Genomic DNA, 12,650 nt, shown 5'->3' on the forward strand with positions numbered 1-12,650 from the left:
GGTCAGATAGACGGAAGACACCTACGCCTTCACTGCAGGAAGAACCGGCGCACACCTTCCACCGCCTCAACCAACGCCTGTGCATCCTCGGGTGTGTTGTATATGCCTGAAGACGCGCGGTTCGAAGCGAATACACCGAAATGCCTGTGGATGGGCTGGGCGCAATGATGTCCTACACGTATCGCGATACCTTGGGCGTCGATGTACTGCCCCACATCGTGCGGATGCACCCCATCCACTTCAAAGGCCACCGTGCCGATGCGGTTCGTTCCGTCCTGGGGGCCCAGAATGCGAACTCCATCGACTTCGGCAAGCCGGAGCAGTTCTTCGGTGATGATGCGTTCATGGCCGGCAATCGTCTCTATGCCGATGCCCATCATCCATTCCGCCGCCACACCCGCTGCGACCACTTGGGCCACCGGCTGCGTCCCGGCCTCGAACCGTGCCGGAGGCGCCATGTACTGGGCAGGCCTGTCCACGAAGGCCAGCTCGACCATGGAACCGCCGAACTTGGCCGGAGGCAATGCCTCCAACAAATCGCGCTTGCCGTACAGGAAGCCCACGCCAGTGGGACCGTACATCTTGTGGGCACTGAACACCGCGAAATCCACGTCCAACGCATGGAAGTCGACCGGAATGTGTGGAACCGATTGGCACGCGTCCAGAATGAAGACGCCTCCGACCTCATGGGTTCGTTTGATAATCGGGGCAATATCGGTTATGGCACCGGTGACATTGCCCACATGGGTCACGGCCACCACCTTGGTCCGTTCCGTGATGACCTCGTCTGCGGTGTTGGAGAGGATGCGACCGTCGTCATCCAGATCGAACCATTTGAGGGTGGCGCCGGTGCGCGAGGCAAGTTCTTGGAATGGCAGCAGTACGGAATGGTGTTCCGCGCGGGAGACGACGATCTCGTCGCCCGGTTTCAAGGCGAAACGCTCAGCGACCTTGCCACCACGCCCCAATGAGGCGTTGCCGAACGCCGTGGCCAGCGTGTTGAGGCCGTCGGTGGCGCCCATGGTCACCACAAGCTCCTCGTTGCCTTCCTCAGCTGAGGCGCCCACGAGTGTGGCCACCTTGGCACGGGCCTGTTCGAAGGCGACGGTGGACAGACCGGCCAAGGTATGGGCTCCGCGATGCACGCCGGCGTTGACCGTCTCGTAGAAACGAGATTCGGCGTCAATGACACACTGCGGCTTCTGCGCTGTGGCGCCACTGTCGAGATACACCAGCGGATGGCCATTGATCTGCTGGTCGAGAATGGGGAATTGATCGCGAATCGCAGTGATATCCGTCATCACAACACCTTACGAATAGTCATGGGTCATTCATGCCAAAGCGGATTCGGAATCTGAACCTTCCGGCAGGTACATGTCGTAACCGGTCTCCTCCAGCTCGTCGGCCAACTCCGGGCCTCCCGTCTTCACGAAGTGACCCTGTGCGAACACATGCACGACGTCGGGCTTGATGTACTTGAGAATACGCGTGTAATGGGTGACCATGAGGATGCCGAAGTCGTTGCTCTCCTTGGCATGATTCACTCCTTCAGACACGACGCGCAGCGCATCGACGTCAAGTCCAGAATCCGTCTCGTCGAGAATAGCGAACTTCGGCTTGAGCATCTCGAGCTGCAATACCTCGGCCCGCTTCTTTTCACCCCCGGAGAACCCTTCGTTGACGGAGCGCGAAGCGAATTTCGGATCCATCTTGAGGTCCTTCATCGCGCTGGAAAGCTCCTTCGCCCACGTACGGATCGCCGGCGCCTTGCCGGTGACCTCGGTGACGGCGGTGCGCAGGAAGTTCGTCATGGAGACGCCGGGAACCTCGACCGGGTACTGCATCGCCAGGAACAGGCCCGCCTTGGCGCGCTCATCCGGCGTCATCTTGAGAATGTCCTCGCCGTCCAGCAGCACCTCACCCGAATCCACCTCGTATTTCGGGTGGCCTGCCAGAGTGTAGGCCAGCGTCGACTTTCCCGAACCGTTCGGTCCCATGATCGCATGGGTCTCGCCGGAGTTCACCGTGAGATTGACACCGCGCAGAATCTGCTTGCGGCCTTCCTTCGTCTCCACCGATGCGTAGAGATCCCTGATTTCCAACGTCGACATTACTTCTCCTCCAAAACGTTCGTCATTGCTTCGTTCTCACCGCGCACCAGGCGACGGTCGATGGCCTGCATGAGATGCGTGGCGATCTCATCGATGCCGATCTCCTCGACGAGCTCACCGAAGAAACCGCGCACCACGAGCTTTCGAGCCTCTTTCTCGGGGATGCCGCGCGATTCCAGGTAGAACAGTTCCTCGTCGTCGAAACGGCCGACCGAGCTGGCATGCCCCGCGCCCACTATGTTGCCGTTCTCGATCTCCAGATTCGGTTCGGAGTCGGCAACGGCTCCCGGCGTGAGCACCAGATTGCGGTTGAGTTCGTAGGAGTCGGTTCCCGGTGCGGTGGGCTGGATCAGTGCATTGCCTACCCATGTGGAATGGGCGCCCTTGCCGCTCAGCGCACCCTTGTAGACCACACGGGACTTGCATTCGGGTTCGTTGTGCACGACCATCGTACGATGTTCGATATGCTCGCCCGGATCGACGAAGTAAATGCCGAGCATGTTGAGCTCGCCATGCTCGCCGCCGAAATCCTGATCCATGCGGATGCGTACCACGTCGCCACCGAGCGTGACCTGCGAATGACGCAGCGATGCCTCCTTGCCCACATGGATGCGATGGTTGCCCACATGCTTGGAGCCACGATCCCATTCCTGAATGAAGGTCGTGCTGATGTGGGAGTCCTCGCCGGTGACGATCTCCACGCCTTCGGCGAGTCTGGCATTGCCATAGTGCTCGACGACGACATCGGCATGGACGCGAGCGTCGGCTGCGATGACCAGATGCAGGGCATCCAGAGCGTCATCGGTTCCGAACACCTTGACCAGCACGGGATGCTCGAGATCCTGCTTGAGTTCGATGATTGTGGATTCCCTGGCACTGTTCCATTCGACGCAGGAGACACGGTCATTCGGCATACTCACGGTTCCGCTCAGGTCTTCGCCCATGTTCACCGTGCGCACATCGACCTTGGACCCGTCCACTGCGGAGCCATCGATCATCGTCACGCTCACCTGCGTTCGGCCGCTGGGTTCGAACACATCGAAGAATTCACTGAGGCGGTCGACGGGTGTGAATCGCCAATCCTCCTGCTTGCGCGTGGGCACTGGGAACGTCTCCACCTCGAATGAGCGTGGCGCCGTGTCGGCACTCGACGGCATGGCGGCGGGAATCGCATACGGGTCATTTGGATCCGCCACCGGGATGTTGATTTCCTTTGGGTCTGCCATAGGTCAGCCCACCGATCCTTCCATCTGCAATTCAACCAAACGGTTGAGTTCGAGCGCGTATTCCATGGGCAGCTCGCGGCTGATTGGCTCGACGAATCCACGCACGATCATCGCCATGGCCTCCTTCTCCTCAATGCCGCGGCTCATCAGGTAGAAGAGCTGGTCCTCCGAGACCTTCGACACGGTGGCCTCATGGGCCATCGAAACGTCGTCCTCGCGCACATCCACATGGGGGTAGGTGTCGGAGCGTGAGAAGTCATCGACCAACAGCGCATCACACACCACATTGGAGCTCGACCCTTCGGCGCCGTCGACGATCTTGACAAGTCCTCGATAGGCGGAACGCCCACCTCCTCGCGATATGGACTTCGCGACGATGGTGGAAGAGGTATGGGGGGCCAAGTGAATCATCTTCGCACCGGTGTCCTGGTACTGCCCCTTGCCTGCGAAACCCAGCGACATCGTGGAGGCGCTGGCGTAGGGTTCGGCAAGGATGCAGGCGGGGTATTTCATGGTGGCCTTCGAGCCGATGTTGCCGTCGACCCATTCCATTGTGGCGCCCTCGCGCACATAGGCGCGTTGCGTGACGAGATTGTACACGTTGTTCGACCAGTTCTGCACGGTGGTGTACCGGACGCGGGCGTTCTTCTCCACGATGATCTCGACGATCGCGGCGTGCAGCGAGTCGGTCGAGTAGATCGGCGCCGTGCACCCCTCCACATAATGCACGTATGAACCTTCGTCGGCTATGATCAGCGTGCGTTCGAACTGTCCCATGTTCGGGGTGTTGATGCGGAAGTAGGCCTGCAACGGAATGTCCACATGCACGCCCTTGGGCACATACACGAACGAGCCGCCCGACCATGCCGCCGTGTTCAGGGCCCCGAATTTGTTGTCTTCAGGGGGGACGACCGTTCCGAAGTATTTCTGCACCAGCTCCGGGTACTCACGTACGGCTGTGTCGGTATCGACGAAGATGACGCCCTGCTTGGAAAGATCATCCTGAATGGAGTTGTAGATGACCTCGGATTCGTACTGGGCCGCAACACCGGAAACCAGGCGGCTCTTCTCGGCTTCGGGTATGCCCAGCCTGTCGTAGGTGGTTCGGATATCCTCAGGGAGATCCTCCCAGCTTGCAGCCTGCTTGCCGACGGGCTTGACATAGTACTTGAAATCCTGCGCGTGGAATCCCGAAAGATCCACACCCCATTTCGGCATCGGTTGCTCTATGAACGCCCGGTAACCGCGCAGACGCATGTCGAGCATCCACTCAGGTTCGTGCTTGTCCGCCGAGATCTCACGGACCACGTTCTCATCGATGCCTTTTTTCGCCGCTTCTCCTGCGGCGTCGGAATCATGCCATCCGTAGCCGTATTCGCCGAACTGCTCGATGATCTCGTCGTCCTGTCGCAGCTTGTCTTCATTGACGCGACCGCGATCGGCGATGTACTGATTCATCTCCACATCCCGTGCGGCATGGGGCGCCTGGTTATCTGCCACTTGCGCTGCCTCCTATCAAATTCGTTCCTGTCCTAACCTAACAGAAGGAATGACAAAAATCTAGGTTTTTCATCACTTTTCTCCCGTAATGTTCATCACGTCCGCAAGACTCGACGACGATGGCAGCCGCCCCATGTGGCACGCATTCGGATAACGAAGGCCCGGCGAGTTCTAGAACTCGCCGGGCCTTCTAGTTTTGTTGCCCCTTATTGCTGGACGTGCACGCTGGTGCCATCCACGCACCAGTTGTAGAACCATTCCGCCATGTCCCAGCCGATGCCGACGCAACCGTGGGAGGTGTTCTCACCCAGGGCCTGAATCTGCGCATCAGTGTATGGGGTCTGCGTGGCAATGCGATGGATGGCGCAGCCGCTCTTCGAGAAATAGTTGACGAAGCCGACGTTCTTGACGTCCCACGTCTCCTTCTTGCCGTCCGAAAGCGTCAATGTGCCCGACATGTTCTGAGACGGGTATTTGAGCCAGATCTCGAAATCACCTTCCGGCGTGCACATGTCGCCCGAGGCCTGGCATTTGCCGGTGGCATAGTCGTTGCCTTGGCCTGCGGACATATGCATCGTCTTCACCGCGTTGCCGTTCTCCAAAGCGGTCACGGTGTGATCCGAGAGATCGACCACAACGTGCCGTTTTGTCTCCTTCACCTTCATCGGGTCGAGTTTGCCGGAAACGGACACGGTCCCGTTCCCCTTGCCAAACGCATCGATCGCCTTGGTGCCGATGTTGGCGTCTGCACCATCGTCGAGTGTCACACCGTCATGGCCTTCCTTGATCACTTCGATCTCGGTGCCGTTGTTGTTGACGATGACCTCGCGATCTTCCTTGGTGGACTTGATGTTCGGCTTGATCTGCTCGTCATATGCCTTCTGCAGGGCAGTCGCATCGTAGACGACGTTGCCGTTGCGGATCTGGCCTTGCGGCAGCGTGCCGTTGCCGTTCGGGTCGATCGTCGTCGCGGCGAGGATCATAGACGGTGTGAATGCGGCGAACCGTTCCTTGCCAATGTACACGCCCGGCTTCTGTGCCATCAGTTTGTCCAACGTGGATTTGGCCTTGTTCGCCTCATCGGTGGTGATCGCCGGCGAGATGGTCTTGAGCTGCACCTCCACGGTCTTCGGTTCCTGCGCTCCCAGGGACTGCACGACACGCACCGCCTCGTTGGCGGTCTCGGTCGGATCGGCCCCGTGACCCTCAGTGCCTTCGATGACCGCGATGGTGCTGCCATCATCGCCCACCTGCAGCTTGGCGTCGACGGGTTTGACGCTGTTGGTGCCCAGCTGCTCATCGAGGGCTTCCGGATTCGCATCCTTGGCATCGATGGCCGGGTTCACGTCATGCTTCGCCCATGGTGCATATCGGGCGAATACGTTCTCATGGCGTTTCGCATCCACTGCCTCCTGGGCGATTTGCTGTGCATCGACCTTGACGCCGAGGTCCGCCAGCGTGACCGACCCGGTTTTGCCCTCGTAGCTGACCGGAATCTTGGTGCCATCCACCTCGTTGGAAATGGCCTGGGCAATCTGCTGCTGCGTCTTTCCGGACACGTCAACTCCCCAGAGCGTGGTGCCAGGCAGCGCGCGGGTATTGAAGAACGCCACAAGACCGGCACAGGCACCTGCCAGCACGACGACCAGCGCCAGCACGATCCATGGCCATACATGGTGCCTCTTTCCTGCGGCAGGCCCATTCATGCCTGCATTGGAATCGTGCTGCTGTGGGAGCTGTGGAGGCAGTGGCACATCCTGCATCGGCGTGAACACCTGCGTCGACTCGAAATCACGCATGTCGCTGGCATCCGATGGCACCTGATTGCTGGCTCCGTTCGAAGAGAACCCACCATTGCCGGATGGAAAAGTCATATTGCTCCTTGAAAACACTCCCCAAAGAAATCCCAAAAGGAATTGGGCCTGTCCATATTATGCAACATGGTCATGAACAGCAAGCGGTTCATGACCATGTTTCGTGCATTCTTCACAAAGCCGCCTCACCGACGGCACCTAAGCCCTATTCGGCAGTGGCCTTCTTGGTGTCACGCGCCTCCTGATGGTCCAACGCAGCCTTCACCAAACCGGCAAACAACGGGTGCGGCTTGGTCGGGCGCGATTTGAACTCCGGATGCGCCTGGGTGGCGACATAGAACGGATGCACATCCTGCGGCAGTTCCACGAATTCGGTGAGCTCCCCGTCGGGGCTCTGGCCGGAGATGACCAGACCGCCCTCGCGCAGACGATCCTTGTATGCCACGTTCACTTCGTAACGATGACGATGGCGTTCAGTCACATGGGTGGTCCCATAGAGCTTGGCGACCAGCGAATCTTCGAGCAGTTCCGCCGGATAGGAGCCCAGACGCATCGTATGGCCCATGTCGCCATTGCCGGCGACGATGTCCTTCTGCTCCTCCATCGTGGCAATGACGGGATTCGCGCACTCCGGGTCGAACTCCGAGGAATTCGCATCCTTGATGTCGAGCACGTCACGGGCATATTCGATCACCATCGACTGCAGCCCCAGGCACAGTCCAAGTGCCGGAAGCTTGTGCTCGCGTGCGAAGCGCAGGGCGCCGATCTTGCCGTCGATGCCACGAATGCCGAAGCCGCCCGGAATCACGATGCCGTCGACATTGTTGAGGGCCGCAGCCGCACCGGCCTCCGTCTCGCACAGATCAGCGGCGACCCATTTCACGTTGACCTTGGCCCAGTTGGCGAAACCGCCTGCCTTGATGGCCTCGGTGACCGAAAGATAGGCATCGGGAAGGTCGATGTACTTGCCGACGATGGCGATGTTCACCTCATGCTTGGGGTGGTGCACGCGTTCAAGAAGGTCCTCCCACTCGTCCCAATCTACGTCGTGGAACGGCAGGCCGAGCTCTCGGACCACATAGGCGTCGAGACCTTCGTCGAACAGCACCTTAGGCACATCGTAGATGCTGTTGGCGTCCACACAGTTCACCACGCCCTCGGAGTCGACGTCGCACATGAGCGAGATCTTGTCTTTGATGGACTGGTTGAGCGGACGGTCGCTGCGCAGTACGAGTGCATCCGGCGAGATGCCGAGCTGTCGCAGCATCATCACGGAATGCTGCGTCGGCTTCGTCTTGAGCTCATGGGCGGCGGCGATGTAGGGCACAAGCGATACATGGATGAACATGCAGTTCCCGGGACCGAGATCACGACGCACCTCACGTGCGGCCTCCATGAACGGCTGCGATTCGATGTCACCCACTGTGCCGCCGATCTCGGTGATGATCACGTCGACGTCATCGGAGGCCTGCGCACGCATACGGGATTTGATCTCGTTCGTGATATGCGGGATCACCTGCACGCACTGGCCGAGGTACTCACCAGCGCGTTCCTTGCGAAGGACCTCCTGATAGATCTGGCCGGTGGTGACGTTCGCCTTCTGTGAAAGGAAGACGTCCAGGAAACGCTCGTAGTGGCCGATGTCGAGATCGGTTTCCGCGCCATCCTCGGTCACATAGACCTCGCCATGCTGGAACGGGTTCATGGTGCCGGGATCGACATTGATGTACGGGTCGAGTTTCTGCTGCAGCACACGCAGTCCCCGGCTGCGCAGCAGACGTCCGAGAGAGGAAGCGGTAAGACCCTTGCCAAGGGAGGAAACAACGCCGCCAGTGACGAAAATATGCTTGGTGACGTGTTCTTGAGCATTGCCATGTTGTCTTCTAACCATGGGTCTTCATGGTATCGCTCCGGCATGACATGCACAAAGGGACTTTGCTCGACACTGCGTTGCATCATCCTCGCTCCATCAACAAGAGGGCGCACCTTGTGAACACGCCCTCTTGTATTTCGCCTATTCAGGCACTTGTCTCTTGCCGGTTCAATGTTCGCTCATGGGGAGAGTGAATCCTGAGTAACATGCCGGAGCCGGCGATGAGCAGCACAATGACCATCGCAATGATGACTGCAATCGACGAGCCAGTGGACGCCGTACCGCCATGTGAGGCTGACGCGTTGTTCGCACCATTGGCCGCATTGTTGGCGCCATTATGTGCGTTGTCGCCACTTGGCTTGTCAGGCTGATCCGAATTATCTGGGTTATCCGGATTATTCGGGTTATCCGGATTGTCCGGCTCACTCATCACCGCGGTTGGGCCGAGCAGCAGGGCGCTCCTGGCAGGAACCGCGATGGCATCGCCGCCCGCGATTTGCACAGTGCTGCCTGCCTTCGAGACATCCTTGCCGGTATCCGCTGGTGCGGCAACAGCTGCAGCTGCCGTCGTATCGGAGACTGCTGGATGCAGATAGGTCTTGCCATTGGAGACCAGCACGCCGTATTTGCCTGCGGTGACACCATTGAGATCAGTTGGCTGATCATTGTGGTTGAGCACAACCACGTAGTTCACGCCGTTGTCATCCTTGACCTCGTATGCGACGAGGCCCTCGGCGGACTACACCACCTTCGCGTTCTTGTTGATCGTGCCATAGGCGCCGACACGGAGCACAGCGTTGCGCTTACGAATCTTGATCAGACCGCGCATGTACTGCGCGTTGTCCGCGTACTCGGCGTCGTTGGGGCGATCCCAGTCGAGCTTGTTGGTGTCATCGCCAGCATTGTAGCTGTTCTCGTCGCCGCCCTTCGTGCGCAGCATCTCCTGGCCCACCTGGAATTCGGAGACGCCATGAGCAAGGAAGACCGCTGAATCATCAAGCTTCGAAACCGTGATCTTCTCGGTCTTCTGCGCTGCGTCAAGCTCATCGTCGGTCTTCTTGCCGAATAGCGAGACATTGAGCTTGTCGTTGAGCGTCAGATTGTCATGGATCTCAACATAGTTGACGATCTGCCCTGCATTGCCGTATTTCACGTTCGCGTTGCCGTTCGTGCAGAATGAGCCTTTCGAGATGCCTTCCGGATTCTGGCAGCCGAGCATGTTGTTCAGGATCAGACCCTCGGTGTTCGGCTTGCTGCTTGCGAAACCGGTGTCTTCCGTTGAGAACACGAAACCCTTCAGACCGTCGCGAATCGAATCGTTGAAGAACGCGACCGTGGAGTTGTGGATGTCGAGCTCGTAAGCATTCGGCTGGATCTGCACATGCGTGACGCCGAGTTCCTTCAGGTAGTCGACGCCAGTCGCTTTGCCTTTGGAGTTCTTCGTCCCGTGCTTAATCATGCCGAAATACTTGCCGCGGTGCGCTTCGAAAATGCCGGCGTCGGTGTTTTTCGTGAATGGGGCCATTCGCCTGAAATCCTTGACGGTCGTCACTGCGTTGGACAGAATGACGGAACGGCGTCCATTGACTACGGATGCGCGTGCATACGGGTCTGCGGAATCGTTCGTCGTGCCGTCCGCGAAAGACACACGGTAGATGTAGGCGGCGCTGGAAGGAACCTTTTCGGTAGCGTTCCACACGCCCTTCTCACCAAGTCTCATTTCCACGACAGCGGCCTCTTCAGCGTCCGCGGAATCAGCGGACCTGAAAGTGACGAGCTCAACCTTCTGTGCCGTCGGAGCCCACAGTTTGAAGGCGGTGCCATTCTCTTCGTATGTCGCGCCAAGGTCGTTTATAGTCGGAGAGCAGACGCGGCGTGCCGTAGTCGTAGGCGAGCATGAACGCGTTCGCGAGCGCGTACATCGAACCGTTCTTGTACGTGATCGCGCCGTCGTTGCGGGCGGTGTCCCAGTTCGGCACGAAGACGTTCGCATCCTTGGATTCAACCGCGTTCGGGTTTTGCGATAGGTCGCCGATGCGCATGGAAAGGTCTTTGAGTCCGGCGATCTTGCCTTTGAATTTGGCGTTGAGGTCCGACTTGTAGTCGAACTGTGTGACGGTGCCTGTTCCAAGATAGTTGCGCGGCTGGATGCCGGGCGCCTCGTTCGCGTTGCCGATGACCTCCTGAATCCAGTAGATGTCGTCGGCACTCTTGCCGATCTTCCTGGCCATCTAGTCCTTGATGGCCTTCATATCCTCGTTGTTGACGTGCTTGACCTCATCCATGCGGAAGCCCTGTACGCCCATGTTGTAGAGTTTGGTCAGGTAATCCGACTGGATCTGCCGCACCTTCTCGCTCGACGTGTCGAAGTCCCACATCGAGCTCAAACGGCCTTCCTGCACCTCCTGCTGGTTCTTGTAGTCGGAGATGTTCGCACCGTTGTCGTAGTCGTGGAAGTCGGCGGCGGTCACGCCGTCGGGGTACCGGTTGCTCTCGCCGGTGAATCCTGGGTAGTCGCCGGTCGTACCGTTGTATCTGGTGCCCACGACGCCTGTTTGCTCACCTGCGGCGACGTCCGACCCGGTCGTCTGGTTGAGCACGACGTCGGCGATGATGCCGACGCCTGCCGCATTGCACTGTTCCACCATGGCCTTGAACTCGGCTTCGGTGCCGAGTTTCGAATCGAGCCGATAGCTGACCGGCTGGTAGGAGGTCCGCCACTGGGTGCCTCGGATCGATTCCTGGGGAGGAGACACCTCCACATACCGAATCCCCTAGGGCCCATAGGTGCGCCCGCATTCTTCCGCGATGGTATTTCATGTTTGCTGGAATGCGATCATCTGTATGCCCGTGGCCTTCGGCAGCCGGGACTGCCGGTGTCGGCTGGCGCCGCATTCGCCGCATTCGGTGCCGCGATCACCACATCGGCGCACAGCGTGGCCAATGCCACGCCGATGCCTGCGGTCCGGCGAAACGCGGTGTGCATGTGCTGAATAACCATGTCGTTCCTGTCCTTCTAATCCAGTGGCGACGCAATGCAACTGCGCATATGCAATCGCCTCTTTCCTGACGTATGCATCTTGCGCGCGGCCATGCGCGGATTCCACAGGTCTTCGACAATGAGCGCATGCATACGTTTGCATGGAATCTCCATCAGTGTATGACGTTTTCCGATTGCGTGCATCCTCCGACGCATTTTCGTCGCTTTGCCCTGCGTGTTTGAAGTCCCCCCGCCGCGCATTGCACGCATGACACATGGTTTGCCGTACCGGAGTCCGCAACCGATTGCATTCGGATGTCGCGTCATTGCAGGCATCCGGAAACCATATGATCGATGCCATCAGGCATCATGCGCACGTTTGCACGAAAAATCCCCGCCGCGGATGCGACGGGGATGCTGGTTGCCAACCGAATTAATTATCTGGTTAGCTCTTCACCAACCATGTTCATTGACAAACGCTTCAAACAGTTTATTTTGCCGCTCAAGATCAAGCTCCTGCGCATGCGAGGATTCCGTGTCACCGCGCAATGTCGCGACTTGGCCAACCACAGACTGATATTCCCGTGCGGCATCATCAGCTTGTCGGCCCAGCTGCTCCAAGGCAGCGCGCTCGTTCTGCTCGAGCCGCCTGTTGAGGGCGTAGTTCTTGGTACATGGCTCCACTTCCTGTTCCGTTGCCGCCTGTCCGGTGAACAGCGCTCGCACGGTATCGGCATCATTCTGGGATTGTCCCGCCCTATCGGGATCATCGCCGACCCGTGAACGTGCAAGTACAGCCGCTTTTGACAATTCAATCACAGCACGGTTTACTACAGCACCGCGCAAGAGCAACAGCACGGCACTGATGAGCGCGAAACCGCAGACGACCACGCCGACGCATGCGATTGCATACATCCACATGGCATAGACTCGTCCGACGATGACAGCCACCGTCAGCAGAGATAGACCCGCAATCGTCAACGTCGCGAAATCGATTGTCTGGCGGCGTCGTTCTTCAAGGTATGCAAGCTCCGGAGCACGTCGACGCTGCATATTGGCTACTGCATTGGCTTTTCGCTGCCTGTCCATTAACTGCTCGGCCCGTGCTCGCGTCAGCTGTAATTCATGTACCCTCACGTCCATTGT

Annotated in this window: 12 protein-coding genes; all 12 read right to left on the minus strand. The window is 58.8% G+C overall.

Annotated elements, in window-relative coordinates:
- Nucleotides 1-29 precede the first annotated feature (29 nt).
- A complete protein-coding gene (locus tag OGI63_RS09180) occupies nt 30-1,301 on the minus strand; it encodes a SufS family cysteine desulfurase (protein ID WP_004217840.1) in 1,272 nt (423 codons plus the stop codon).
- Between the two features lie 30 nt (nt 1,302-1,331).
- The gene (gene sufC / locus OGI63_RS09185; RefSeq protein WP_004217839.1) at nt 1,332-2,111 is read right to left on the minus strand and encodes a Fe-S cluster assembly ATPase SufC; all 780 of its coding nucleotides are present in this window, start codon (nt 2,109-2,111) and stop codon (nt 1,332-1,334) included.
- On the minus strand, nt 2,111-3,337 hold the full coding sequence (sufD, locus tag OGI63_RS09190; protein WP_004217838.1) for a Fe-S cluster assembly protein SufD: 1,227 nt from the start codon (nt 3,335-3,337) through the stop codon (nt 2,111-2,113). Before sufD ends, sufC begins: the two co-directional genes overlap by 1 nt.
- Nucleotides 3,338-3,340: 3 nt before the next feature.
- Nucleotides 3,341-4,795, minus strand: coding sequence for a Fe-S cluster assembly protein SufB (sufB, locus tag OGI63_RS09195; RefSeq protein ID WP_174719385.1), 1,455 nt, complete (start codon nt 4,793-4,795; stop codon nt 3,341-3,343).
- 248 nt (nt 4,796-5,043) lie between these two features.
- Nucleotides 5,044-6,711 carry a L,D-transpeptidase family protein gene (locus tag OGI63_RS09200; RefSeq protein ID WP_004217836.1) on the minus strand — a complete coding sequence of 556 codons (1,668 nt, stop codon included), beginning with the start codon at nt 6,709-6,711 and terminating at the stop codon, nt 5,044-5,046.
- Between the two features lie 145 nt (nt 6,712-6,856).
- Nucleotides 6,857-8,542: a CTP synthase gene (locus OGI63_RS09205; RefSeq protein ID WP_014482910.1), complete on the minus strand. Its 1,686-nt coding sequence runs from the start codon at nt 8,540-8,542 to the stop codon at nt 6,857-6,859.
- A gap of 127 nt (nt 8,543-8,669) precedes the next feature.
- A complete protein-coding gene (locus OGI63_RS09210) occupies nt 8,670-9,218 on the minus strand; it encodes a hypothetical protein (protein ID WP_004217833.1) in 549 nt (182 codons plus the stop codon).
- A 45-nt stretch (nt 9,219-9,263) separates the two neighbouring features.
- Nucleotides 9,264-10,379, minus strand: a complete 1,116-nt coding sequence (locus tag OGI63_RS09215; RefSeq protein ID WP_072633049.1) for a pullulanase — start codon at nt 10,377-10,379, stop codon at nt 9,264-9,266.
- Nucleotides 10,303-10,755, minus strand: coding sequence for a pullulanase (locus tag OGI63_RS09220; RefSeq protein WP_014482912.1), 453 nt, complete (start codon nt 10,753-10,755; stop codon nt 10,303-10,305). Before OGI63_RS09220 ends, OGI63_RS09215 begins: the two co-directional genes overlap by 77 nt.
- Complete coding sequence (locus OGI63_RS09225) at nt 10,756-11,286, minus strand: alpha-amylase family glycosyl hydrolase (RefSeq protein WP_014482913.1); 531 nt, start codon at nt 11,284-11,286, stop codon at nt 10,756-10,758.
- Nucleotides 11,287-11,360: 74 nt separating this feature from the next.
- On the minus strand, nt 11,361-11,525 hold the full coding sequence (locus OGI63_RS09230) for a hypothetical protein (RefSeq protein WP_014483167.1): 165 nt from the start codon (nt 11,523-11,525) through the stop codon (nt 11,361-11,363).
- Between the two features lie 432 nt (nt 11,526-11,957).
- Nucleotides 11,958-12,647 (minus strand): hypothetical protein, encoded by a 690-nt coding sequence (locus tag OGI63_RS09235; protein WP_004217829.1) that lies wholly within the window; start codon nt 12,645-12,647, stop codon nt 11,958-11,960.
- Nucleotides 12,648-12,650: the final 3 nt, after the last annotated feature.

This window comes from Bifidobacterium sp. KRGSERBCFTRI, assembly GCF_025908335.1.

Bases quoted from the DNA above. Each gene is read 5' to 3' on its own strand.
- OGI63_RS09180 (WP_004217840.1), bottom strand. From the start codon at position 1,301: ATGACGGATATCACTGCGATTCGCGATCAATTCCCCATTCTCGACCAG.
- sufC (WP_004217839.1), bottom strand. From the start codon at position 2,111: ATGTCGACGTTGGAAATCAGGGATCTCTACGCATCGGTGGAGACGAAG.
- sufD (WP_004217838.1), bottom strand. From the start codon at position 3,337: ATGGCAGACCCAAAGGAAATCAACATCCCGGTGGCGGATCCAAATGAC.
- sufB (WP_174719385.1), bottom strand. From the start codon at position 4,795: ATGAATCAGTACATCGCCGATCGCGGTCGCGTCAATGAAGACAAGCTG.
- OGI63_RS09200 (WP_004217836.1), bottom strand. From the start codon at position 6,711: ATGACTTTTCCATCCGGCAATGGTGGGTTCTCTTCGAACGGAGCCAGC.
- OGI63_RS09205 (WP_014482910.1), bottom strand. From the start codon at position 8,542: ATGGTTAGAAGACAACATGGCAATGCTCAAGAACACGTCACCAAGCAT.
- OGI63_RS09220 (WP_014482912.1), bottom strand. From the start codon at position 10,755: ATGGCCAGGAAGATCGGCAAGAGTGCCGACGACATCTACTGGATTCAG.
- OGI63_RS09230 (WP_014483167.1), bottom strand. From the start codon at position 11,525: ATGGTTATTCAGCACATGCACACCGCGTTTCGCCGGACCGCAGGCATC.
- OGI63_RS09235 (WP_004217829.1), bottom strand. From the start codon at position 12,647: ATGGACGTGAGGGTACATGAATTACAGCTGACGCGAGCACGGGCCGAG.